23 protein-coding genes and 1 other RNA gene are annotated in these 22142 nt (G+C 59.5%); 8 read left to right on the forward strand and 16 right to left on the reverse strand.

Annotation, left to right across the window (positions count from 1 at the left end):
• Positions 1 to 88 precede the first annotated feature (88 nt).
• The 5 genes from ppx to J3D54_RS09575 form a co-directional block, all read right to left on the reverse strand.
• Positions 89 to 1591 (reverse strand): exopolyphosphatase, encoded by a 1503-nt coding sequence (ppx, locus tag J3D54_RS09555; protein WP_253417672.1) that lies wholly within the window; start codon positions 1589 to 1591, stop codon positions 89 to 91.
• 225 nt (positions 1592 to 1816) lie between these two features.
• A complete protein-coding gene (locus J3D54_RS09560; RefSeq protein ID WP_253417673.1) occupies positions 1817 to 2554 on the reverse strand; it encodes an amino acid ABC transporter ATP-binding protein in 738 nt (245 codons plus the stop codon).
• On the reverse strand, positions 2541 to 3191 hold the full coding sequence (locus J3D54_RS09565) for an amino acid ABC transporter permease (protein WP_007899375.1): 651 nt from the start codon (positions 3189 to 3191) through the stop codon (positions 2541 to 2543). Before J3D54_RS09565 ends, J3D54_RS09560 begins: the two co-directional genes overlap by 14 nt.
• A complete protein-coding gene (locus tag J3D54_RS09570; protein WP_253417674.1) occupies positions 3188 to 3859 on the reverse strand; it encodes an amino acid ABC transporter permease in 672 nt (223 codons plus the stop codon). The genes J3D54_RS09565 and J3D54_RS09570 overlap by 4 nt, the downstream gene beginning before the upstream one ends.
• A 22-nt stretch (positions 3860 to 3881) precedes the next feature.
• Positions 3882 to 4667, reverse strand: a complete 786-nt coding sequence (locus J3D54_RS09575; RefSeq protein ID WP_018927568.1) for a transporter substrate-binding domain-containing protein — start codon at positions 4665 to 4667, stop codon at positions 3882 to 3884.
• Positions 4668 to 4924: 257 nt separating this feature from the next.
• Between J3D54_RS09575 and J3D54_RS09580 the strand changes: the two genes are divergently transcribed.
• From J3D54_RS09580 to J3D54_RS09600, 5 genes are all read left to right on the forward strand, one after another.
• Positions 4925 to 5632: a FadR/GntR family transcriptional regulator gene (locus J3D54_RS09580; protein ID WP_253417675.1), complete on the forward strand. Its 708-nt coding sequence runs from the start codon at positions 4925 to 4927 to the stop codon at positions 5630 to 5632.
• A 120-nt stretch (positions 5633 to 5752) separates the two neighbouring features.
• On the forward strand, positions 5753 to 6082 hold the full coding sequence (gene trxA / locus J3D54_RS09585) for a thioredoxin TrxA (RefSeq protein WP_003206727.1): 330 nt from the start codon (positions 5753 to 5755) through the stop codon (positions 6080 to 6082).
• A 247-nt stretch (positions 6083 to 6329) separates the two neighbouring features.
• On the forward strand, positions 6330 to 7589 hold the full coding sequence (rho, locus tag J3D54_RS09590; protein ID WP_007899384.1) for a transcription termination factor Rho: 1260 nt from the start codon (positions 6330 to 6332) through the stop codon (positions 7587 to 7589).
• A gap of 143 nt (positions 7590 to 7732) precedes the next feature.
• Positions 7733 to 9199 (forward strand): 4-hydroxy-3-polyprenylbenzoate decarboxylase, encoded by a 1467-nt coding sequence (gene ubiD / locus J3D54_RS09595; RefSeq protein WP_007940347.1) that lies wholly within the window; start codon positions 7733 to 7735, stop codon positions 9197 to 9199.
• Complete coding sequence (locus tag J3D54_RS09600) at positions 9199 to 10167, forward strand: CDP-6-deoxy-delta-3,4-glucoseen reductase (RefSeq protein ID WP_253417676.1); 969 nt, start codon at positions 9199 to 9201, stop codon at positions 10165 to 10167. The genes ubiD and J3D54_RS09600 overlap by 1 nt, the downstream gene beginning before the upstream one ends.
• A 14-nt stretch (positions 10168 to 10181) precedes the next feature.
• Here the strand turns inward: J3D54_RS09600 and J3D54_RS09605 are convergent, their stop codons facing one another.
• Entirely contained in the window at positions 10182 to 10658 is a 477-nt protein-coding gene (locus J3D54_RS09605; RefSeq protein WP_301293335.1) for a sn-glycerol-3-phosphate transporter, read from the reverse strand.
• A gap of 353 nt (positions 10659 to 11011) precedes the next feature.
• Between J3D54_RS09605 and J3D54_RS09610 the strand changes: the two genes are divergently transcribed.
• A complete protein-coding gene (locus J3D54_RS09610; RefSeq protein WP_253417677.1) occupies positions 11012 to 11680 on the forward strand; it encodes a gamma-glutamylcyclotransferase in 669 nt (222 codons plus the stop codon).
• On the opposite strand, the gene glpT is transcribed toward J3D54_RS09610, so the two are convergent.
• The gene (glpT, locus tag J3D54_RS09615) at positions 11656 to 13005 is read right to left on the reverse strand and encodes a glycerol-3-phosphate transporter (protein WP_253417678.1); all 1350 of its coding nucleotides are present in this window, start codon (positions 13003 to 13005) and stop codon (positions 11656 to 11658) included. The genes J3D54_RS09610 and glpT overlap by 25 nt on opposite strands.
• A gap of 204 nt (positions 13006 to 13209) precedes the next feature.
• The gene (locus tag J3D54_RS09620; protein ID WP_253417679.1) at positions 13210 to 14187 is read right to left on the reverse strand and encodes an NADPH:quinone oxidoreductase family protein; all 978 of its coding nucleotides are present in this window, start codon (positions 14185 to 14187) and stop codon (positions 13210 to 13212) included.
• A gap of 150 nt (positions 14188 to 14337) precedes the next feature.
• Between J3D54_RS09620 and J3D54_RS09625 the strand changes: the two genes are divergently transcribed.
• Positions 14338 to 14745: a flagellar basal body-associated protein FliL gene (locus tag J3D54_RS09625; RefSeq protein WP_253417680.1), complete on the forward strand. Its 408-nt coding sequence runs from the start codon at positions 14338 to 14340 to the stop codon at positions 14743 to 14745.
• A 100-nt stretch (positions 14746 to 14845) separates the two neighbouring features.
• Here the strand turns inward: J3D54_RS09625 and J3D54_RS09630 are convergent, their stop codons facing one another.
• The 4 genes from J3D54_RS09630 to J3D54_RS09645 form a co-directional block, all read right to left on the reverse strand.
• Complete coding sequence (locus tag J3D54_RS09630; protein WP_253417681.1) at positions 14846 to 15964, reverse strand: ABC transporter permease; 1119 nt, start codon at positions 15962 to 15964, stop codon at positions 14846 to 14848.
• A complete protein-coding gene (gene rbbA / locus J3D54_RS09635; RefSeq protein ID WP_253417682.1) occupies positions 15964 to 18687 on the reverse strand; it encodes a ribosome-associated ATPase/putative transporter RbbA in 2724 nt (907 codons plus the stop codon). The genes J3D54_RS09630 and rbbA overlap by 1 nt, the downstream gene beginning before the upstream one ends.
• Complete coding sequence (locus tag J3D54_RS09640; RefSeq protein WP_253417683.1) at positions 18684 to 19649, reverse strand: HlyD family secretion protein; 966 nt, start codon at positions 19647 to 19649, stop codon at positions 18684 to 18686. Before J3D54_RS09640 ends, rbbA begins: the two co-directional genes overlap by 4 nt.
• A gap of 129 nt (positions 19650 to 19778) precedes the next feature.
• On the reverse strand, positions 19779 to 20228 hold the full coding sequence (locus tag J3D54_RS09645) for an EVE domain-containing protein (protein WP_253417684.1): 450 nt from the start codon (positions 20226 to 20228) through the stop codon (positions 19779 to 19781).
• Between the two features lie 196 nt (positions 20229 to 20424).
• Here J3D54_RS09645 and J3D54_RS09650 point away from each other — a divergent pair, with 196 nt between their 5' ends.
• Positions 20425 to 20574, forward strand: coding sequence for a hypothetical protein (locus J3D54_RS09650; RefSeq protein WP_253417685.1), 150 nt, complete (start codon positions 20425 to 20427; stop codon positions 20572 to 20574).
• Positions 20575 to 20609: 35 nt separating this feature from the next.
• Here J3D54_RS09650 and J3D54_RS09655 read toward each other — a convergent pair whose 3' ends face one another.
• From J3D54_RS09655 to J3D54_RS09670, 4 genes are all read right to left on the reverse strand, one after another.
• On the reverse strand, positions 20610 to 21215 hold the full coding sequence (locus J3D54_RS09655; protein WP_253417686.1) for a 5-formyltetrahydrofolate cyclo-ligase: 606 nt from the start codon (positions 21213 to 21215) through the stop codon (positions 20610 to 20612).
• Between the two features lie 87 nt (positions 21216 to 21302).
• A non-coding RNA gene (gene ssrS, locus J3D54_RS09660) (6S RNA) lies at positions 21303 to 21481 on the reverse strand.
• Positions 21482 to 21511: 30 nt separating this feature from the next.
• Entirely contained in the window at positions 21512 to 21829 is a 318-nt protein-coding gene (locus J3D54_RS09665) for a cell division protein ZapA (RefSeq protein ID WP_105340714.1), read from the reverse strand.
• Positions 21826 to 22035 carry a TIGR02449 family protein gene (locus J3D54_RS09670; protein ID WP_007940359.1) on the reverse strand — a complete coding sequence of 70 codons (210 nt, stop codon included), beginning with the start codon at positions 22033 to 22035 and terminating at the stop codon, positions 21826 to 21828. Before J3D54_RS09670 ends, J3D54_RS09665 begins: the two co-directional genes overlap by 4 nt.
• Positions 22036 to 22142: the final 107 nt, after the last annotated feature.

Consider the following 22142-nt stretch of genomic DNA (forward strand, 5'->3'; position numbering starts at 1 on the left):
ACAAAACAGGGCGATCCAATGTGGATCGCCCTATTTGGTTTTAGTGACATCCCTCGCCACAGGGATAGTATTCGCCCTTTCCGGGGCTTTAGCGCACGTTCAGCACGAAGCTGACGCGGGTCAGCCATTCGGCTTCCAGAGCGAAGTCGGCCTGGGTCAACTGGTTGTCATCCAGCCAATGTTCCGGGAATAACACATCCAGGCTGTCGCCGTTGGCGTGCAGCACGACCTGTGGCATTGCCTGAGTGCCGCGGATGTGATGGAACAGAATCGCAAAGCGCAGCAGCACGCACAGGCGAATCAGCTTGATGCCGTCGTCGCCGAATTCAGCGAACTTGTCCTTGGGAATGTTGCGTCGGTGGCCACGCACCAGCAGTGCGAGCATTTGCTGGTCTTCGCGGGAGAATCCGGCCAGGTCCGAATGCTCGATCAGGTAAGCGCCGTGCTTGTGGTACTGATAGTGAGCGATGTCCAGGCCCACTTCATGGACCTTGGCCGCCCAGCTCAGCAGTTCGCGCCAGACGCCGTCATCCAGTTCCCAGTCCGCGGCCACTTGATCGAAGGCATGCAGCGCCTTGCGTTCGACCCGCGCAGCTTGCTCCAGATCAACGTGGTAACGCTCCATGAGCGAGCTGAGCGTGCGCTCACGGACGTCTTCATGATGATGACGGCCCAGCAGGTCATAGAGCACGCCTTCGCGCAGGGCGCCTTCACAGTGGTCCATGCGTTGCAGTTCGAGGGCGTCGAAGATCGCTTCGAGAATCGCCAGCCCGGCGGGGAAGATCGCCCGGCGGTCGGGCTTGATGCCTTCGAAGTCGATTTTCTCGACATCGCCGAGTTTGATCAGCTTGCGCTTGAGCCAGGCCAGGCCTTCGGCATTCACCTCGCCAGTGCCATGCCCGCCGGCCTTCAGCGCCAGGCCAATGGCGCGAATGGTGCCCGAGGAGCCGATGGCTTCATCCCAGGTCAGGCGGTGCAGGGCGTGTTCGATGCTCATGATCTCCAGCCGCGCCGCGGTATACGCCTGGGCGTAGCGGGCCGGGGTGATCTTGCCGTCCTTGAAATAGCGTTGGGTGTAGCTGACGCAACCCATTTGCAGGCTTTCGCGCAACAATGGCTCGAATCTCTGCCCGATGATGAATTCGGTACTGCCTCCGCCGATGTCGGCCACCAGACGCTTGCCTGGGGTGTCAGCGAGAGTGTGGGAGACGCCGAGGTAAATCAGACGGGCTTCTTCACGGCCGGAGATGACTTCTACCGGATGGCCGAGGATTTCTTCGGCGCGGCGGATGAATTCGCCGCGGTTGCGGGCTTCGCGCAGGGCGTTGGTGCCGACGATCCGCACGGTGCCGGGAGGCATACCGTTGATCAGTTGGGCAAAACGCTTCAGGCAATCGAGCCCGCGCTGCATGGACTCTTCACTGAGTTGACGCTCTTCGTCGATGCCGGCAGCCAGTTGAACCTTCTCCCCGAGACGCTCGAGAATCCGGATTTCGCCGTTCTGGGCCTTGGCCACGACCATGTGAAAGCTGTTGGAGCCCAGGTCGATTGCGGCGATCAGGGACAGATTCTTGACTTGGGATAGCGGCATGGTCAGGGGGTCTCGGTCGATAACCTCGACATCCTGCCACGATCAAACGCTCGCGCCAACGCGTTCGGCTCAAAGCCTTGATCCAGCACAGGAAAGCCGGTGACCGCTGAGCGGTCAATCGCGGGCAAGCCCGCTCCCACAGGTTTTTGCGTCGAACACACAATCCCGTTTCAACACAGAACCCTGTGGGAGCGGGCTTGCCCGCGATGAGGCCATCTAGAATTTTCAGGCTGTCGCTTCCACTGTCCCAATGAAATTCGCCAGCTCCGCCGTCTGCGGGTTGGCAAACAACACCTTCGGATCCCCCACTTCATGCACCTTGCCCTGATGCATGAACACCAACTTATCCCCAACCTCGCGGGCAAAGCGCATTTCATGGGTGACCATGATCAGCGTCATGCCTTCCTTGGCCAGTTGCCGGACCACGCTCAACACTTCATTGACCAGTTCCGGGTCCAGCGCCGAGGTGATTTCGTCGCACAACAAGACTTTCGGCGACATGGCCAGTGCCCGGGCGATCGCCACCCGCTGTTGCTGCCCGCCGGAGAGCCGATCCGGGAAGGCGTCGAATTTCTCCCCCAGCCCGACCCGCTCCAGCATCTGCCGCGCCAGTTCGGCGGCTTTGATTTTTGGCACTTTTTGCACCACTTGTGGCGCAAGCATGACGTTTTCGCCCACGGTCAGGTGCGGGAACAGGTTGAACTGCTGGAACACCATCCCGACTTTTTGCCGCAGGCTGCGCAGGTCGGCGCGAGCGGCGTCGAGGTATTCGCCGTCGACTTCGATCACACCGTCGTTGATCGATTCCAGGCCATTGAGGGTGCGTAGCAAGGTGGATTTGCCCGAGCCGCTACGGCCGATGATCGCCACCACCTGGCCTTCCTCGATACTCAGATCGATGCCTTTGAGTACATGGTGGTCGCCGTAATATTTATGCAGGGCGGAAATTCTAAGCAGAGGCATGCAGTCTCCTTTCCAGATAGCGCGCACTGAGGGACAAGGGGTAGCAAAGCAGGAAGTAACCGAGCGCCACCAGGCCGTAGACCATGAAGGGTTCGAAGGTCGCGTTGGCGAGCATGCCGCCGGTCTTGGTCAGTTCGGTGAAGCCGATGATCGAGGTGACGGCGGTGCCTTTGACCACTTGCACCGAGAAACCCACGGTCGGCGCGACGGCGATGCGCAGGGCTTGCGGCAGGATCACGTAACGCAGTTGCTCCAGCGGGTTGAGTGCCAGGCTCGACGAGGCTTCCCACTGGCCGTTGGGGATCGAGTCGACGCAACCGCGCCAGATCTCCGCCAGGTAGGCGCTGGTGAACAGCGTCAAGGCAATCGCCGCCGCCATCCACGGCGAAATTTCCACACCGGCCAAGGCCACACCGAAGAACACCAGAAATAGTTGCATCAACAGCGGCGTGCCCTGGAACAGTTCGATGTAGGTGCGAGCGAAGTGGCTGGGCAGGGATTTTTTTGAAATCCGCATCACCATGATCAGCAAACCGATCAGCCCGCCGCCGATAAACGCCACCAGCGACAACGCCAGCGTCCATTGCAGGCCCGTGAGCAGGTTGCGCAGGATGTCCCAGAAGGTGAAATCGCTCATTGGCTGCTGCTCCTGGCTATGTAGCGCCGGCCGATCCAATTCAGCAATTGGCGTATCAGCAGCGCCATGCACAAGTAAATCAGCGTGGTCAGGGCATAGGTTTCAAAGGCGCGGAAGTTGCGCGATTGAATGAAGTTGGCGGCGAAACTCAGCTCTTCGGTGGCGATCTGCGAACAGACCGCCGAGCCGAGCATGACGATGATGATCTGGCTGCTCAGGGCCGGCCAGACCTTGCCCAGCGCCGGCAGCAGAACCACATGGCGGAAGGCTTCGAAGCGGGACATCGCCAAGGCAGCTGCGGCTTCCAGCTGCCCGCGGGGGATCGCCTGAATGCCGGCGCGGATGATCTCGGTCGAATACGCGCCCAGGTTGATCACCATCGCCAGCACCGCCGCCTGCCATTCGGAAATCTGCAGGCCCAGCGACGGCAATCCGAAGAAGATGAAAAACAACTGCACCAGAAAGGGCGTGTTGCGGATCAACTCGACGTAGACCCCGAAAATGCCGGCGAACGGGCGAATGTTCCACGCCCGCACCAACGCGCCGACGATGCCCAGAGCGACCCCGAACACTGCACCAACGGCCGTCAGCTCAAGGGTGAACAGCGCGCCGCGCAGCAGCAGGTCGGTGTTTTCCACCACCGGCAAGAAATCGAACTGATAAGCCATAAGTCGTCTCCCGCGCGAACGATCAGAGATCGGCCGGCAGCGGCTCTTTCAGCCAGGTTTGCGAATTCTTTTCCAGCGCCCCATCAGCCTTGGCAGTGGTCAGGATCTGATTGACCTTGTCCAGCAACGCCGGCTCGTTCTTGTTCACGCCGACATACACCGGCGAGTCCTTGAGCTTCACTTTCAGGGCCGGCACGCGTTTCGGGTTTTTCTCGCTGATGGCCACCATCACCACGTTGCCGCTGGCGATCAGGTCGACCTGGCCCGCGAGGTAGGCGGCGATGGTCGAGTTGTTGTCTTCGAAGCGTTTGATGGTTACGCCTTCGGGGGCGACTTTGGTCAGCTCGATGTCTTCGATGGCGCCACGGGTGACGCTGATGGTTTTGCCCTTGAGGTCGTCCAGGCCCTTGATGGCGGCGTCTGGCGGGCCGAACACGGCGAGATAGAACGGCGCGTAGGCACGGGAGAAGTCGATGACTTTCTCGCGCTCAGGGTTTTTGCCGAGGCTGGAAATCACCAGGTCGACTTTGCCGGTGGTCAGGAACGGGATGCGGTTGGTGCTATTGACCGGGGTCAGTTCGAGTTTGACCTTGAGTTGGTCGGCCAGCAGTTTGGCGGTATCGATGTCGAGGCCGCGAGGTTTCATGTCCGGGCCGACCGAACCGAACGGCGGGAAGTCCTGGGGCACGGCGACTTTGAGGGTGCCGCGTTTGACCACATCCTCCAGACCGTCGGCGTGGGCGGGAGCCTGGCTCAGCATCAGGCTGGCAAACAGGGCGGCGAGGAGGGCGCTGTAACGCTGGGTCATGGCAAATCTCCGGATCGGCGGGAAGTGATTTCTGCGGATCGACAGAGCACGGGCCATGCCAAGATTCGGTTTCAGGGGGCGCAGGCCACGGTTTTGCTGGTGTCGTTCGGTCTTACTGGTCTGAACAGTCGGGTAGAGTTTCGCACCCTGATGGCGCATCCGTGAACAATTCCGAACCCCCATGGGGCACGACTTGCCGGATGTCGCGAATAGCTTTACAACTAGCCGCTCATTGGCCTGGTTCGTCTGAAAAAACCATGAACTCGATCTCCCGCGCAGTACCTGAAGTGGCGCTGCAAGCCATCCGCAAACTGATCACCGAGCAAGGTTTCGGGCCGGGGGATGCCTTGCCCTCGCAACGGGACCTGGCGGTGCAATTGGGGGTCAGCCGGGCGTCGTTGCGCGAGGCGTTATCGTCCCTGAGTGCGCTGGGTGTGATCAGCATCCAGCCGGGCAAGGGGGTGTTCGTGCAGTCACCGGTCGATCTGCCCCGGGGCGATGCGGTGCCAGGCTGGCCATTCGCGGCCCAGGCATCGCCGCTGGACATCTTCCAGTTGCGCTATGCGCTGGAGGGTTTTGCCTCCGGTTTGGCGGCCGTGACCTTGAGCACCGAGGACCTCGATGCACTGGAAGACAATGTCGCGGCCATGCGCAACGAATTGCGTGCTGCCAACTTCGATGCGGCGGCGCGACTGGACTTCGAGTTTCACCGGCGCATCCTCCTGGCCAGCGGCAATCAGGCGATGCTGAGCATCCTGACAGCGAGCGCCGACATCTTTCTGGAGAGTCAGAAGCTACCGTTCATCCGGGCCGAACGGGCCATGGAAACCTGGCAGGAACACCGTAAAATCCTCCGTGCGCTGGCCCGTCGAGCCTCTGGCGCCGCGCAGAAGGCCATGCAGGAGCATGTGCGCAACGCCGCCCTGCGCACCGGAATTGCCTTTGTCGCCCCCGCCACCTCGTGACTTGAGCTATACCCAAATTCATGGCGCACCATAGCGAGACTCAATCATCTGCGGCTTCCTGAACGGGGGAAGGGCAGCTATGATGGGCCACGTTTTTTTGCTTACAACCTGGAGACTTCCATGAGCAGCGATCTTATCAAACACGTTAGCGACGCTAGCTTCGAGGCCGACGTACTCAAGGCCGAAGGCGCTGTACTGGTCGACTACTGGGCTGAATGGTGCGGCCCTTGCAAAATGATCGCTCCTGTTCTGGACGAAATTGCCGAGACCTACAAAGGCAAGCTGACCGTTGCCAAACTGAACATCGACGAGAACCAGGAAACCCCGGCCAAGCATGGCGTGCGTGGCATCCCGACGCTGATGCTGTTCAAGAACGGCAACGTCGAAGCCACCAAGGTCGGCGCGCTGTCGAAGTCGCAACTGGCCGCTTTCCTCGACGCCAACATCTAAGCGTTGTTATAAAGCGTCATGAAAAGGCCCCGCATATTGCGGGGCCTTTTCGTTATTGAGGGCTAGACGCTCCGAAACTCAGGTGGTACATTCGGCCCCGCACTGGTTTCTCCACTGCCCCCTGCTAGCCGTCGCCGACGCACTCCTTTTCGAATAAGTACGCGATCCTGTCGCCTTCTCTGCGGCGCGGCCTCATTAAGCCAAAAGCTTAATTTCCCCCCTCCATAAATGATTACGTCATTCCTATATGAATCTGACTGAACTCAAGCAAAAGCCGATTACCGAACTGCTCGAATTGGCCGAACAGATGGGCATAGAAAATATGGCCCGTTCGCGCAAGCAGGACGTGATTTTCTCCCTGCTCAAAAAGCACGCGAAAAGCGGCGAGGAAATCTCCGGTGATGGCGTGCTGGAGATTCTCCAGGACGGCTTCGGCTTTCTGCGCTCCGCTGACGCTTCCTATCTCGCCGGCCCGGACGATATCTACGTCTCGCCGAGCCAGATCCGCCGCTTCAACTTGCGCACCGGTGACACCATCGTTGGCAAGATCCGTCCTCCAAAGGAAGGCGAGCGGTATTTCGCGCTGCTCAAGGTCGACACGATCAACTACGATCGTCCCGAGAACGCGAAAAACAAGATTCTCTTCGAGAACCTGACCCCGCTGTTCCCGACCGTGCGCATGAAGATGGAAGCCGGTAACGGTTCCACCGAAGACTTGACCGGTCGTGTCATCGACCTGTGCGCCCCGATCGGCAAAGGCCAGCGCGGCCTGATCGTTGCTCCGCCGAAAGCCGGTAAAACGATCATGTTGCAGAACATCGCGGCCAACATCGCGCGTAACAACCCTGAAGTTCATCTGATCGTGCTGCTGATCGACGAACGTCCGGAAGAAGTAACCGAAATGCAGCGCACCGTGCGCGGTGAAGTGGTTGCCTCGACGTTCGACGAGCCGCCAACCCGCCACGTGCAGGTTGCCGAAATGGTGATCGAGAAGGCCAAGCGCCTGGTCGAGCACAAGAAGGACGTGGTGATTCTGCTCGACTCCATCACCCGTCTGGCCCGTGCCTACAACACCGTTATCCCGAGCTCCGGCAAGGTGCTGACCGGTGGTGTCGATGCCCACGCCCTGGAGAAACCGAAACGTTTCTTCGGCGCTGCACGGAACATCGAAGAAGGCGGCTCGCTGACCATCATCGCCACCGCGCTGGTTGAAACCGGTTCGAAGATGGACGAAGTGATCTACGAAGAATTCAAAGGCACCGGCAACATGGAACTGCCTCTGGATCGCAAGATCGCCGAGAAACGCGTGTTCCCGGCCATCAACATCAACCGTTCCGGTACCCGCCGCGAAGAGTTGCTGACAGCCGACGATGAGCTGCAGCGTATGTGGATCCTGCGCAAACTGCTGCACCCGATGGACGAAGTCTCTGCCATCGAGTTCCTGGTCGACAAGCTGAAACAGACCAAGACCAACGACGAGTTCTTCTTGTCGATGAAGCGTAAGTAACACTGCTCACTGAGCTACAAGAATGGCACCCCAAGAGGGTGCCATTTTTTTTTGGTGTTAATGCCACCAGGTCAGCAGCGATAAGCTGCCAGCAGCCGGCAGAGCAGGTAGGATGTACGCCTATTTTAGGGGTGCCATCATCAATGAAATTCAAGGATCTTCGGGATTTCGTGCAGCAGCTTGAGCAGCGCGGAGAGTTGAAACGCATCCAGATCCCCGTCTCTCCAGTGCTGGAGATGACCGAAGTCTGTGATCGCACGCTGCGGGCCAAAGGCCCGGCGCTGTTGTTCGAAAAACCCACCGGCTATGACATTCCGGTACTCGGCAACCTGTTCGGCACCCCTGAACGGGTGGCCATGGGCATGGGCGCCGAGTCGGTTAGCGAGTTGCGCGAAATCGGCAAGTTGCTGGCGTTCCTCAAGGAGCCCGAGCCGCCGAAAGGTTTGAAGGACGCCTGGTCCAAGCTGCCGATCTTTCGCAAGATCATCTCGATGGCGCCGAAAGTCGTCAAAGACGCGGTGTGCCAGGAAGTGGTCATCGAAGGCGACGATGTCGACCTCGCGATGTTGCCGGTGCAGACCTGCTGGCCAGGCGACGTCGGCCCGCTGATCACCTGGGGCCTGACTGTCACCAAAGGTCCGAACAAGGACCGCCAGAACCTCGGCATCTACCGTCAGCAAGTGATCGGTCGCAACAAGGTGATCATGCGCTGGTTGAGCCACCGTGGCGGCGCGCTGGATTACCGCGAGTGGTGCGAGAAACACCCCGGCCAGCCGTTCCCGGTATCTGTCGCCCTGGGCGCTGACCCGGCGACCATTCTTGGTGCCGTGACGCCGGTGCCGGACAGCCTCTCCGAATACGCTTTCGCCGGGTTGTTGCGTGGTAATCGCACCGAACTGGTGAAATGCCGCGGCAATGACCTGCAAGTACCGGCCACTGCCGAAATCATCCTCGAAGGCGTGATCCATCCGGGAGAAATGGCCGATGAAGGTCCATACGGCGACCACACCGGCTACTACAACGAAGTCGACAGCTTCCCGGTGTTCACCGTCGAGCGCATCACCCATCGGATCAAACCGATCTATCACAGTACCTACACCGGCCGTCCGCCGGATGAGCCGGCGATTCTCGGTGTGGCGCTGAACGAAGTGTTCGTGCCGATCCTGCAGAAGCAATTCCCGGAGATCACTGACTTCTACCTACCGCCCGAAGGCTGCTCGTACCGCATGGCCATCGTGACCATGAAGAAGTCGTATCCAGGCCACGCCAAGCGGGTAATGCTCGGTGTCTGGTCGTTTTTGCGACAGTTCATGTACACCAAGTTCGTTATCGTCACTGACGACGATATCAACGCACGGGACTGGAACGACGTGATCTGGGCCATTACCACGCGCATGGACCCCAAGCGCGACACGGTGATGATCGACAACACGCCGATCGACTACCTGGACTTCGCCTCGCCGGTCTCCGGCCTGGGTTCGAAGATGGGGCTCGATGCCACGCATAAATGGCCAGGCGAAACCACCCGCGAGTGGGGCCGGGTCATCGTCAAGGATGAAGCCGTTACCCAACGGATCGATGCCATCTGGAATCAGTTAGGAATAGATTGATGCGTGTAACCTTACAGCCCTCCGGAGCGGTGCTGGATATTCTGCCCGGCGAACGGATTCTCGATGGCGCGCGGCGCCTGGGCTATGAATGCCCGCAAAGCTGTCGTAACGGCAATTGCCATGTGTGCGGCGCGTTGCTGGTGGAAGGGCGGGTCGAACAGGCGGGCGATGTGCGCGACCATGGCGAGTTCTACACTTGCATTGCAGAGCCGCTGGAAGACTGCATCGTGCTGTGGGATGGCGTGCTCGCGCTGGGAGAACTGCCGGTGCGTAGCGTGTCGTGTCAGGTCATTGAATGCAGGGACGTCGGCGGCGATACCTGGCGCGTGCGTCTGCGTGCGCCTGCCGGCAAGCCACCGCGCTATCACGCTGGCCAGTACCTGATGATCGAACGTGAGAATGGCGAGAAATCCGCTTTTTCCCTGGCCTCTGCACCGCATTCCGGCCGCGATCTGGAAATTCATGTGCTGGCGCGCGAAAGCAGTGCGCTGAGCCTGATCGAACAGCTCCAGCGCAACCCGATAGTGCGGATCGAGATGCCGTTCGGCGACACCCATCTGGCAGAGCTGCCGAACGGTCCGCTGGTACTGATTGCTGCCGGTACCGGCATGGGCCAAATCCACAGCCTGATCGAACATTGTCGGGCCACGGGTTTCAAGCATCCAGTGCATCTGTATTGGGGGGTGCGTCGTCCTGAAGACTTTTATGTCATCGAGCATTGGGATGAATGGGAAAAGCTTCCTAATCTGTTCCTGCATAAAGTCGTCAGCGATCAATGCGGCTGGCAGGGGCGTTGCGGCATGTTGCATGAGGCGGTGTGCGAAGATTTCCCTGATCTGAAAGCTTTGCACGTCTATGCCAGCGGCTCACCTGCCATGGTCTATGGCACGCTTGATGCGTTGGTCGAGGCGGGGATGGATGCCCATCAAATGCGCGCCGATGTATTTGCTTACGCCCCGCGATCGTAGGTGCGCGAATCGTTCTAGAAGCGCACCCCGGTTGTCACCATGGCGGCATTGAAGCCGAGCAACACCAGCTCGGCTGCCAATGGTCCGTAGTGTGCACCGACTGAAGGAATGATCACCGGCGCGACCCCGAAGTGATTCAGGGGGATCTTGTCCTGATACTTGCCGCTGTAACCTTGCAACAGACCACCGCTGAGTTTTATGTACACGGGATAGTCAGCACTCTCGTAGCGTTTGCCTGCGTACGCATAATATGAACGCTGGCTGAACGAGTTGCGAAAAGTTGCGCCACCAAACAACCAGCCGGACGCTTGCTCGCGCTCAAGACCGATGAGGTCCTGATTGTTATTGTGGTCGGAGTCGGGGGAGAAGTGTTTGGTATAGACGCTGGCCTGCAAATACCAGGAGCCGGTGTCTTTCGCAGAGGTATCCTCGGCCAGCGAGTGCTGAGCCGTGAGCATTAGAAGTAGCCCGTAAATCCATGGTTTTTTCATTGTTCAGGCCTTTGAGGCAGTTTGGCTTGCGCTTTTGGGTGGCCGTTATACGCGACGTAAAGCTGCAACGGCCAGGCGGCAAATCCGAAGGGTTTGTAGGAGTTTTCTCCTAAGTGAGCTTTATCGTAGACGCGCCGAATGCTTATGTATATTTCGTTCTGGTATTTAAGAATTCTCTTAAATGATATTAGGGTATATGGCCAAGCCCTCCAGCTTCAGCATTAGATTTTTTATGAGGTGGCGCAAGGTCATAGGGCTCTTAGTACTTTTCGTTTTAGTATTACTGCTATATGTTCTATGACATGAAGGCTGCTTATATTTTGTAATAATTGCAGGGCCGAAATTCTATTGCCATGAGTGCCATTGAATCTGCTTTTTTGAATCTGGCTTACCCTCCGCGGCTCGATCTGGGGCCGCAGCTTACACACGAACAATTGCTCAGCTCGATGCAGTCGACCATGGCGCGCCACAAGGGCGGGCCGGTCTGGCTGTTCGCTTATGGTTCGCTGATCTGGCGGCCTGAATGTGCGGCGGTTGAGCGCGTGCGTGGCCGGGTGCATGGCTACCATCGCGGTTTGTACCTGTGGTCCCACGAGCATCGCGGCACGCCGGAAGTGCCCGGGCTGGTATTTGGCCTGGATCGCGGTGGTTCATGCAGCGGATTCGCCTATCGCTTGCCCGAAGAGCAACTCGAAGCGTCACTTTATGCACTCTGGCAGCGCGAGATGCCATTTCCGTCCTATCGCCCACATTGGCTCAACTGCCGTCTTGAAAACGGAAACCAGGTTCAGGCATTGGGATTTGTATTGGAACGGCACCTGCCCAGTTATGCCGGCAACTTGCCGGATCACGTGCTGAGCCAGGTATTTGAAAATGCTTGCGGGCGTTACGGCACCACTCGCGAGTATGTCGAGCAGACCGCCCGCGCCCTGCGTAGCCACGCCATGCCAGACCGGAATCTGGAGGCGCGGCTCAAGCGTTGCAAATCAAAGGCAGATCAGGCGAGCGCTTCGCGGCTTTGACTGGCGACGTTCTTGTGGCCCAGGGTGGGTGCCAGGAACGCCATCGCCAGCAGGCAAGCAACGACCAACAGAATGAAACCGCCATCCCAGCCGAAGTAGTCCACTGTATAGCCCATCATGGCACTGGCCGCGACGGAACCACCCAGATAACCGAACAGGCCGGTAAAGCCTGCGGCCGTACCCGCGGCTTTCTTCGGCACCAGTTCCAGCGCTTGCAGGCCGACCAGCATCACCGGGCCGTAGATCAGGAAGCCGATGGCGAACAGCGAGATCATATCGATCATCGGGTTGCCCGGCGGATTCAGCCAATACACGATCGTCGCAACGGTTACCAACGCCATGAAGACCATGCCGGTCAGGCCACGGTTACCACGGAAGATCTTGTCCGACATCCAGCCGCACAGCAGCGTGCCGGGAATACCTGCCCACTCGTAGAGGAAGTAAGCCCACGACGTCTTGTCGAAGTCGAAGTGCTTGACCTCTTTGAGGTAGGTCGGCGCCCAGTCCAGAATGCCGTAGCGCAGCAGGTAGACGAAGACGTTAGCCAGTGCGATGAACCAGAGCATTTTGTTGCGCAGCACGTATTTGACGAAGATGTCCTTGGCGCTGAATTCCTCTTCGTGACTGGCGTCGTAACCTTCCGGGTAATCGTTCTTGTACTTTTCGATCGGTGGCAGGCCCGTCGATTGCGGTGTATCGCGCATCACAATGAAGGCAAACACGGCAACCAACAGCGCCACGGCCGCTGGCACGTAGAACTTGCTGTGCCAGTCGTTGAACCAGCCCATGCCGAGAATCGCCAGCGGGCCGATCAAGCCACCACCAACGTTATGCGCGGTGTTCCACACCGAAACCACACTGCCGCGCTCTTTCTGCGACCACCAGTGCACCATGGTTCGCCCGCTCGGCGGCCAACCCATGCCTTGGGCCCAGCCGTTGATGAACAACAGGATGAACATCATGGTCACGCTGGACGTCGCCCAAGGTGCGAAACCGAAAACGAACATCACCGCGGCGGACACCACCAGGCCAAAGGGCAGGAAGTAACGCGGGTTGGAACGGTCGGACACGATGCCCATTAGAAACTTGGACAGGCCGTAGGCGATTGCAATCGCCGACATCGCCACACCCAGTTGGCCTTTGGTATAGCCTTGGGCGATCAGGTCCGGGAACGCCAGGGTGAAGTTCTTGCGCAGCAGGTAGTAACCCGCATAGCCAATGAAAATCCCGGCGAATATCTGCCAGCGAAGGCGTCGGTAAGTGCTGTCTATTTTTTCTTCAGGCAATGGAGCCTGATGTGCGGCAGGACGAAAGAAAGCAAACATTCAAGAGCTCCAGATTTCTTGTTTTGACTGCGAATGCGAATGCTACAGTTTCGTTACCGAAAATAGCACCGGTTCGCATCGGCAAAACAGCGGAAATGTTGGAGATTGCATGTTCCTTTATGAACATGTCGCTCAGGTGTACATGAGGGTCGGTCCAGGGATGACGGAGCCGGGTTGCCCTGCGGCGACCCGGCTAGAAAATAATCAGCGAACCTGCACAACAATCTTCCCGACCGCCTTGCGCTGGCCAAGATCATTGATCGCCTGCGCCGCGTTGCTCAGCGGATACACCTGCGACACCAGCGGTTTCAACTTGCCCTCGGCGAACCAGCCAAACAACTGCTGGAAGTTCGCCGCATTGTCCTGTGGCTGGCGTTGGGCGAAGGAGCCCCAGAACACACCGACCACCGCGGCACCTTTGAGCAGCGCCAGGTTTACTGGCAGCTCGGGGATGCGTCCGCTGGCGAAACCGACCACCAGCAGGCGGCCGTTCCAGGCAATGGCGCGGATGGCCTGGTCGAACAGGTCGCCGCCCACCGGGTCGTAGATCACGTCGGCGCCTTGGCCGTCGGTCAGGCGTTTGATTTCGTCCTTGAGACTGGTTTCGCTGTAGTTGATCAGCTCATCGGCGCCGGCGGCCTTGGCCACCGCGAGTTTTTCCGCGCTGCTGGCGGCGGCGATCACCCGGGCGCCCATGGCTTTGCCAATTTCCACGGCGGCGAGGCCGACGCCGCCAGACGCGCCGAGCACCAGCAAGGTTTCGCCGGGTTGCAGGTTGCCCCGTTGCTTGAGGGCGTGCATCGACGTGCCGTAGGTCATGCTGAAAGCGGCAGCGGTGTTGAAGTCCATCGATGGCGGAATCGGCAGCACGTTATAGCCCGGCACCGCGACCTGCTCGGTGAAACTGCCCCAGCCAGTCAGGGCCATGACCCGGTCACCGACCTTGAGGTGACTGACCTTTTCGCCCACCGCGCTGACCACGCCGGCCGCTTCGCCACCCGGTGAAAACGGGAAGGGCGGTTTGAACTGGTATTTGCCCTCGATGATCAGCGTGTCCGGGAAATTCACCCCGGCGGCGTGCACCTCCAGCAGGATTTCGTTCTTCTTCGCAACAGGACTGGCGACGTCTTCCAGCACCAGCGATTCGGCAGGGCCGAAGGCTTTGCACAGCACGGCTTTCATCAGGGCTATTCCTTTGGGAGTGATGGCCGATAAGTGTAGGTGTGTGAGTCGACGGGTCAACGAGCATGCCCGGCCCTGATAGTCAGCCATAAGCTTGTGCTTGAGCGGCGGGTCGTTATGCTAGGCCGCAAACCGGATAAGGAGCGAATTGTGAAAGCGTGGATCATGTTGATGCTGGCCCTGTCTCTGCCTGTGGCAGCGATGGCCGAAGAAGCCAAAGAAGGTGAAGCCCCGAAGGTCAACTACATCACCCTGAGCCCGCCGTTCGTGGGCAACTATGGGTTGGACGGTACGCCGAAGCTCAAGGTCTACAAGGCCGATGTGGCGCTACGGGTGACCGGTGAGGAGGCGACCAAGGCGGTGAAGGCCAATGAGCCGTTGATCCGCAATCAGTTGGTGGCACTGTTTGCGCAGCAGACCACCGAAACCATGAATAACGTCGAAGCCAAGGAAAAGCTGCGTCAGGAAGCCTTGAAGCAGACCCAGCAAGTGATGAACGACGAGACTGGCAAACCGGTGGTTGAGGATCTGTTGTTCAACAACCTCATTATCCAGTAAGCCTTTTGTTGTCTGGGCTGGCCTCATCGCGGGCAAGTCGGATCGCCGCACCGCCGCTCCCACAGGAACTGCGCAGAACCCGTGGGGGCGACTCAGTCCGTCAGGACGCCAGGCTCTTGCGAAACCGCAGCAGCGCAATGGTAAAGAACAGCAGGCCGATGGCGCTTAATGCCAGCAAGTCCGGCCAGACCACACCGATGCCGGCGTCGCGAAACAGTATCGCGGCGCTGAGGCTGACGAAGTGCGTCGATGGCGAACCCTGCATCACCCATTGCAGCCATTGCGGCATGCTGTCGAGGGGTGTACTGCCCCCGGAAAGCAGCAACATCGGGATAATCACCGGAATCGCCAGCAAGCCGAACTGCGGTGTCGAGCGGGCGAGGGTCGCGAGGAAGATTCCCAGCGCCGTGCTGGCGAACAGATAAACCGCGGTTACCAGCAAGAAAAAGCTCAGGGAACCGGCCAGCGGCACGCCAAGGGCGCCTTTGACAATGACTTCCAGTGACACCCAGGTGCACAGCACCACCACCAGCATGTTGCTCCAGATTTTCGCCAGCATGATTTCCAGCGCCGTCAGTGGCAGCACCAGCAAATGGTCGAGGGTGCCGTGTTCGCGTTCACGCAGCAGCGCTGTACCCGTCAGGATGATGGCGAGGATGGTGATGTTGTTGACGATCTGAATCACCGCCAGGAACCAGCCACCCTCCAGATTGGTATTGAACAGCGCTCGTGTTGTCAGCAGCACGGGTGTCTGGCTCGCCGCATCGCCCTGGCCGCTGTAAGTCAGCAGTTCGCGCTGGAAAATCCGCCCGATATAGCCTGCGCCCATGAACGCCTGGCTCATGGCCGTGGCGTCGACGTTGACCTGCACTGCCGGCTGGCGGCCGGCCAATAGATCGGCCTGAAAATTGGCTGGAACATTGATCACGAAGGTGTAGCGCCCGCTGTCCAGCACCTCGTCCAGTTGACCATAAGGCAGCGGCACCGGCGGCTGGAATTCCGGTGGCCGCAGGACCTGGGCCAGTTGGCGTGACATGGGGCTGTGATCTTCATCGACCATGGCCACACTGGCGTTGTGCACACCGATCACTGAGCCCGCGGCCGGCATGTAGATCGCCACTGTAAAGGCGTAGAACAGGAACAGCAGCAACACACTGTCGTGTCGCAGGCTCGTGAGTTCCTTGAGGCCAAGACGCAGGATGTGCGCAAGCTTATGCATCAGACCTCCTGCTTTTTCAGCATGGCCAGGCTGAGCCCGGTGAACCCGAGAAAGAACCCGAACAGCGCCAGGCATTGCGGCCACAACTGCCGGATATCCAGGGCCTTGGTAAAGGTGCCGACAGCGATATCGAGAAAGTAGCCCGCCGGAAACAGCATCCCCATGACCGCGGCCGCACCATCTAAGGACGAGCGTGGCACGATCAAACCGGAAAACTGGATGGTCGGCAGACTGGTGATGATCATGGTGCCGAGAATGGCGGCGATCTGGGTTCGGGTGAACGCCGAAATCAACAGGCCCATGCTGGTAGTCGCCAGCACGTAGAGCAGTCCGCCGAAGGCCAGGGTCAGTGCGCTGCCCTTGAAAGGCACGCCGAACAGCCAGCGGTTCATGGCTGTCAGGACGGCAAGATTGATCAGGCTGACGGCCAGATACGGTGCCTGTTTACCCAGCAGGAACTCCAGGCGGGTCAGCGGTGTGGCGTAGAAGTTGGTGATTGAGCCCAGTTCTTTCTCCCGCACGATGCCCAGCGCAGTCAGCATGGCCGGGATGAACGCCAGAATCAGCGCCATCACCCCAGGGCCGATGGCATTGACGCTGACGACATCCTGGTTGTAGCGGAAACGGGTTTCCAGTTTGGCTGGCGCTTGCCGGGTCGGTGCTGGACTGGACTGATCCGCCAATTGCTCCAGGTTGGCCTGGTGTACCGCTTCCACATAGTTGCGGCTGGTTTCAGCGCGAAACGGCATACCGCCGTCGAGCCAGGCCGCCACTGTGGGTTGGCGACCGGCGAACAGATCTCGGCCGAATCCCGGGGGGATCTCCAACGCCAATTTGATTTCCGAGCGTTGCAATCGTCGATGCAACTGCGCCGGATCGTCTATGGGGGGCTGCTCATCGAAGTAACGGGAGCCGCGGAAGGCCTCCAGATAAGCCCGGCTTTGTGGGGTCTGGTCCTGGTCGTAGACCGCGAAGGCGAGTTTCTCCGCGTCCAGGGAAATGCCGTAGCCGAAAATCACCATCATGAGCATCGCCCCGAGCAGAGCGAAGGCCAAACGTACTTTATCGCGCAGCAGTTCCTTGCCTTCACGACTCGCCAGTGCCCGCAGCCGTCCAAAGCTGAAGCGGCGGTTTTTCATCGAGATGGTGGGGGCGAGCGTTGTGTCGCCGGGCACTGGTGTCGCCGCTGTTGCGACCGAGCCCTGAGCCTGTTCCAGGCAGGTGACGAATGCAGCCTCAAGTGTCGGGCCGTTGAACTGCTGTTGCAGTGCTGTCGGGGTGTCACAAGCCAGTACCTTGCCTGCGTGCATCAATGAGATGCGGTCGCAGCGCTGGGCTTCGTTCATGAAATGGGTGGACAGGAAAATCGTCACGCCCTGTTCGCGGGACAGTTCGATCAGCAGTCGCCAGAAGTCGTCCCGCGCCGCCGGGTCGACGCCGGAGGTGGGTTCGTCGAGGATCAGCACTTCCGGGCGGTGCAGCACCGCGACCGCCAGGGATAACCGTTGACGCAGACCCAGCGGCAATGCACCGGACGGCTGATGGGCGACACTGGCCAGGCTGAAGCGCTGGATCAACTCGTCAATGCGCTGAGCGCTGTTGGCCTTGGGCAGATCGAACAGTCGTGCATGCAGGTCCAGGTTCTGCCGCACGCTGAGCTCGCCATAGAGCGAGAAGCTCTGAGACATGAAGCCGACGCGCTTGCGGGTAGCCAGATCCTTGGCGTTCACCGGATTGCCCAGCAGCGTGGCACTGCCTTCGCTGGCCGGGATCAGTCCGGTGAGCACTTTCATGGTGGTGGTTTTGCCGCAACCGTTGGAGCCCAGAAACCCGAAAATTTCGCCGCGGCCGATGGCGAAGCTGACCTTGTCCACCGCCGTGAAATCGCCGAAGCGCAGGGTCAGGTCATGGGCCTGAATAGCAATGTCGGTCGTAGCGTTGGTTCGGGGAGGGATCACTAGCGGTGGGTTGTCGTGGCCGGTTTCACCCTGAAAGTGGGTGAAGGCTTCATCGAGCTTGCCGCTGGGGGTTACCGCCCCCAGGGCGCGGCTCAAACCGGCGGCGATCAGCTTGCCGCCATCGAGCATCAGGCAGTGTTCGAACTGCTCGGCCTCTTCCATGTACGCGGTGGCGACCAATAGCGTCAGTTGCGGGCGTTGACGCCGAACGTCATCAATCAACTCCCAGAAATGCCGTCGGGACAAGGGATCGACGCCAGTAGTCGGCTCATCGAGGATCAACAAGTCCGGCTCATGGATCAGTGCGCAACAGAGTCCGAGCTTCTGTTTCATTCCGCCCGACAGCTTGCCGGCCGGGCGCTCGGCAAATCGCAGTAGATCGGTGGCCAGCAGCAGGCTGTGCATGCGCTGATCGCTTTCGGCCTTGGACAGCCCGAACAGTGTGGCGAAGAAGTGAATGTTCTCGCGGATCGACAGATCAGGGTACAGGTTGCCACCCAGACCTTGAGGCATGAACGCGATGCGCGAGTAGAGGCTGTTGCGGTGGCGCCGGTCCTGGATCGAGCCACCGAGCACTTCCAGTTGGCCCTCCTGTAGCGTCTTCACGCCGGCGATCAATCCCAGCAGGCTGGATTTACCGGCGCCATCCGGGCCAATCAATCCGCACCGAGTGCCGGTGGGCAGACTGAGCGTGATGTCGGCCAGCGCATGCTGTTCGCCATAGCGGTGCTGAAGGCGGGTGGCATGCAGTGCCAGGCCGGTCATTGAAGATTGGCCGGCCAGCCAATGGGAGCGGTGCGCACGTAGCCGTTGCCGGGCATCCCCGGTTTGGCCTGGGGCACGGCGCTGGGGCGGGTCAGGCGTAGCTTGACCCGAAACACCAGTTTCTGACGTTCGTCGCGGGTCTCGACTTCTTTGGGGGTGAACTGCGATTTGGCCGCCACGAAGCTGATTTTTGCCGGCAATGGCTGGTCGGGCAGGGCGTCCAGCAGGATCCGTGCTTCATCGCCGACCACCAGGCGTCCGGCGACGGACGCTGCAAGATAGAGGTTCATGTATTGATCGTTCGGGTCAATCAGCAGCAACACTCGCCCACCGGCGCCGAGCACTTCTCCGGGTTCGGCCATGCGAAGCTGAATTATCCCGTCGATAGGGGCCCGCAAGCTGCTGTCGTCGATCTCGCTGGTTAACTGAGCCACTTGTGCCTGCGCCGCGCCAATGGCTGCGCCGACGGCGGACACCTGGGCGCGGGCCGCAGTAACGGCGGCGTTGGCGGTGTCGAAGCGTGACTGCTGTTGGTCGATGATCTGGCCACTGGCGAAACCGCGATTGAACAACGCCTGGGAGCGCTTGAGCTCTTGCTGGGCAAGCAATTGTTCGCTCTGGCGCAGTTGCACATTGGCCTGTGCCGCGGAAAGATTTTCCCGGGCACGTATCACTTCAGCTTCAGCCTGGTTGCGCTGGGCTTCGAGGGTTCGGGTGTCCATGCGGGCCAACAGTTGACCCTGAGTTACCTTGTCGCCTTCGTCCACCAGCACTTCAGCCAATCGACCGGGTGTTTTGCTGGCGATCTGCACTTCTGTGGCTTCAAGTCGACCATTGCCCACGTACAACCCTTCGGGCAGTCGGTTAACGGTCGACCGCCAATAACCAACCCCCCCGGCGGCCAGTAGCAAAGCCCCCAGTAAAAAAACGAAGAAAAGCGAAGAGCGGCTGTGCGTCGACATGTCGGCATCCTGCGTCTATTGCGTCCCAGTCTGACAGGAAAGCGCTTGAGCACTTTGATGTCAGTCAACTGAGTGGCAAGCCTGACCGGTTGGCAAGGTCGGCTTGAGTGACCGGCGGTTGTGCATTATTTAGCGCAGATCAAGCACCGCTACCCATTGCTCGGCTGTCACCGGCATCACCGACAGCCGCGAGCCTTTCTGTACCAGCGGCATTTCGGCCAGCGCCGTTTGCTGTTTCAGATAGTCGAGCTTCAGTACCCTGGGAAACGTCTCGACGTGAGCGACATCGATCGCGCTCCAGGCGTTTTTCTCGGCAGAGGCCTTCGGATCGAAGTAATGACTCTCGGGCTCCAGCGCCGTCGGGTCCGGATACGCCGCCTCGACAATCTTGCCGATCCCGGCAATCCCCGGCTCCGGGCAGCTGGAGTGATAGAAGAAAAACTCATCGCCCACCGTCATGGCCCGTAAAAAGTTGCGTGCCTGGTAGTTACGAACCCCGTCCCAGCGCGCTTGGCCAAGCTTCTCCAGGTCTTTGATGGAGAGTTCGTCGGGCTCGGATTTCATCAGCCAATACGCCATGGTTTTGCTCCTTGCGAGGTGAGTGGGCAAGTTGTCGGGCAATTTTATGACAAACCGACGGTCGGTTGACGCCAGCGTTTGCGTGTCGGTTCACGTTGTCGCAAAATGCCGGCCTTCTTAGCTTGACGCTGCTGCACGGCCTACAAACGGAAACCGCTGCTGTCATCGTGTTGATGTGCCTTGAGGGGGGCAATCGATGAAACGCAAACCGGATTTACTATGGATATTGGTCATTTTGTTCGGTTTGGGCGTCGTGACCACCGGCTATGCCCAAAGCCTGTGGGCCAACAAGACCGATGCTCCCATCGAGATCGCGCAGCAACAGCGGTCGGCCTTCAAGCGCTGAACCTGTCGTTTGGACGCCGCTGATTTCAGTGGCGTCTAGCCCGCGAAATACCACTCCTTGTCAGTGACCGTGCCCTGCAACGGTACATCCCAGCTCGCCTGAGCCAATCGTTGAACCTTCTGACATTCATGGGCCAAGCCCAGCAGCGTCGGCTTGCGCCAGTTCTTGCGACGCGCCAGGTACGCCAGGCTTCGGTCGTAGAAGCCGCCGCCCATACCCAGGCGTCCGCCGACATCATCAAACCCCACCAACGGCAGCAACACCAGATCCAGCGCCCAGACCTTGCGTTGCCGGGCGAGGTTGTGCCGTGGTTCGGGAATGCGGAAACGGTTGGGTCTGAACTTTTCACCGGGGCGAATCCGCTGGAACACCATTTTGGTTCGTGGCCAGGCGCTGAGTACCGGCAGGTACGTGGCTTTGCCCCGACGTTGCGCGGCACGCATCAGCAGGCGCGGATCGATTTCACCGTCGGTGGGCAGGTACAGGGAGATGTGTTTTGCGCGGCGGAACAGCGGGTGCTGGGCCAATTGTTTATACAGCCCGCGAGCGGCTTCGCGTTGCTGACAGGGGGTCAGTGCGCGGCGGGCCTTGCGCAGCATGCGTCGAAGTTGCGGGCGGGGCAGCAGCGCAGGTTCGGTCATGGATTCAGGCTTTAGAAAGTGCGAGTACTAAAAGCGTACCCGTAAACATGCCGATGCCGGTATGAAAACCGGCATCGGATTGAAATCAGGCTCCCCGGATGAACCGCTGCTGACTTAGCCCTTGAACCCGAAAGTTCAAGGTGGAAGATGCAGTAGGCTTTAAGGCTTTCCGTCTAGCGGACATGCACACCAGCCCAACGTGCAACCTCCAGGGTAGTGCGAATCGGCTCAGGGACGTGGTCAACTGGCAAGCACCCCAGGGAGTGATGCGAGTATACCCCAAGCGGTCACGCGAATCAGCCCTTGGTGACATCCGGATCGGTCGACAGCACCAGATCGACGCGGTCCAGCAGATCGCGAACCTGCTCGCGGGTCGAGCCGCTGGCCTGCACATCCGGGCGTTCTTCCTTGTGCAGAAGATCGTGCGTGATGTTCAGCGCAGCCATCACGGCAATGCGGTCGGCACCGATGACTTTGCCGCTGCTGCGGATTTCGCGCATCTTGCCGTCCAGATAGCGGGCGGCGCTGATCAGATTGCTGCGCTCTTCCTGGGGGCAGATGATCGAATATTCTTTATCGAGGATCTGCACAGTAACGCTATTACTTGAACTCATGAGTCTTGCTCCAGGGCCTTGAGGCGCGAAATCATCGATTCGACCTTACGCCGGGCGATTTCATTTTTTTCAATGAGGTGCGCGCGTTCCTCGCGCCAGGTCTTTTCCTGAGCTAGTAAGAGTGCGTTTTGACTCTTAAGTTGCTCGACTCGGGTAATCAGCAATTCAAGTCTGGCCATCAGCGCTTGCAGGTCGGTGTCTTCCATTGTGTCCACGTGTTCGTCTGATGGGAGGTAGCTGGCGGACAGCCTTTAATAGTCTTGGCGAGTCTGTCGATGTAGGATACAAGGCCTTCATTCTAGACATAGCGCCG

It is taken from the genome of Pseudomonas sp. GGS8 (assembly GCF_024168645.1).
GTDB lineage: Bacteria > Pseudomonadota > Gammaproteobacteria > Pseudomonadales > Pseudomonadaceae > Aquipseudomonas.

What these genes read in the sequence shown, in the direction of transcription:
- J3D54_RS09665 (WP_105340714.1), bottom strand. Translation starts at nt 21,829, where the DNA reads ATGAGTTCAAGTAATAGCGTTACTGTGCAGATCCTCGATAAAGAATAT.
- rho (WP_007899384.1), top strand. Translation starts at nt 6,330, where the DNA reads ATGAATCTGACTGAACTCAAGCAAAAGCCGATTACCGAACTGCTCGAA.
- glpT (WP_253417678.1), bottom strand. Translation starts at nt 13,005, where the DNA reads ATGTTTGCTTTCTTTCGTCCTGCCGCACATCAGGCTCCATTGCCTGAA.
- trxA (WP_003206727.1), top strand. Translation starts at nt 5,753, where the DNA reads ATGAGCAGCGATCTTATCAAACACGTTAGCGACGCTAGCTTCGAGGCC.
- ubiD (WP_007940347.1), top strand. Translation starts at nt 7,733, where the DNA reads ATGAAATTCAAGGATCTTCGGGATTTCGTGCAGCAGCTTGAGCAGCGC.
- J3D54_RS09565 (WP_007899375.1), bottom strand. Translation starts at nt 3,191, where the DNA reads ATGAGCGATTTCACCTTCTGGGACATCCTGCGCAACCTGCTCACGGGC.
- J3D54_RS09605 (WP_301293335.1), bottom strand. Translation starts at nt 10,658, where the DNA reads ATGAAAAAACCATGGATTTACGGGCTACTTCTAATGCTCACGGCTCAG.
- J3D54_RS09645 (WP_253417684.1), bottom strand. Translation starts at nt 20,228, where the DNA reads ATGGCGTATTGGCTGATGAAATCCGAGCCCGACGAACTCTCCATCAAA.
- J3D54_RS09600 (WP_253417676.1), top strand. Translation starts at nt 9,199, where the DNA reads ATGCGTGTAACCTTACAGCCCTCCGGAGCGGTGCTGGATATTCTGCCC.
- J3D54_RS09570 (WP_253417674.1), bottom strand. Translation starts at nt 3,859, where the DNA reads ATGGCTTATCAGTTCGATTTCTTGCCGGTGGTGGAAAACACCGACCTG.
- J3D54_RS09610 (WP_253417677.1), top strand. Translation starts at nt 11,012, where the DNA reads ATGAGTGCCATTGAATCTGCTTTTTTGAATCTGGCTTACCCTCCGCGG.
- J3D54_RS09650 (WP_253417685.1), top strand. Translation starts at nt 20,425, where the DNA reads ATGAAACGCAAACCGGATTTACTATGGATATTGGTCATTTTGTTCGGT.
- J3D54_RS09630 (WP_253417681.1), bottom strand. Translation starts at nt 15,964, where the DNA reads ATGCATAAGCTTGCGCACATCCTGCGTCTTGGCCTCAAGGAACTCACG.
- J3D54_RS09580 (WP_253417675.1), top strand. Translation starts at nt 4,925, where the DNA reads ATGAACTCGATCTCCCGCGCAGTACCTGAAGTGGCGCTGCAAGCCATC.
- J3D54_RS09560 (WP_253417673.1), bottom strand. Translation starts at nt 2,554, where the DNA reads ATGCCTCTGCTTAGAATTTCCGCCCTGCATAAATATTACGGCGACCAC.
- rbbA (WP_253417682.1), bottom strand. Translation starts at nt 18,687, where the DNA reads ATGACCGGCCTGGCACTGCATGCCACCCGCCTTCAGCACCGCTATGGC.
- J3D54_RS09670 (WP_007940359.1), bottom strand. Translation starts at nt 22,035, where the DNA reads ATGGAAGACACCGACCTGCAAGCGCTGATGGCCAGACTTGAATTGCTG.
- J3D54_RS09655 (WP_253417686.1), bottom strand. Translation starts at nt 21,215, where the DNA reads ATGACCGAACCTGCGCTGCTGCCCCGCCCGCAACTTCGACGCATGCTG.
- J3D54_RS09620 (WP_253417679.1), bottom strand. Translation starts at nt 14,187, where the DNA reads ATGAAAGCCGTGCTGTGCAAAGCCTTCGGCCCTGCCGAATCGCTGGTG.
- ppx (WP_253417672.1), bottom strand. Translation starts at nt 1,591, where the DNA reads ATGCCGCTATCCCAAGTCAAGAATCTGTCCCTGATCGCCGCAATCGAC.
- J3D54_RS09640 (WP_253417683.1), bottom strand. Translation starts at nt 19,649, where the DNA reads ATGTCGACGCACAGCCGCTCTTCGCTTTTCTTCGTTTTTTTACTGGGG.
- J3D54_RS09575 (WP_018927568.1), bottom strand. Translation starts at nt 4,667, where the DNA reads ATGACCCAGCGTTACAGCGCCCTCCTCGCCGCCCTGTTTGCCAGCCTG.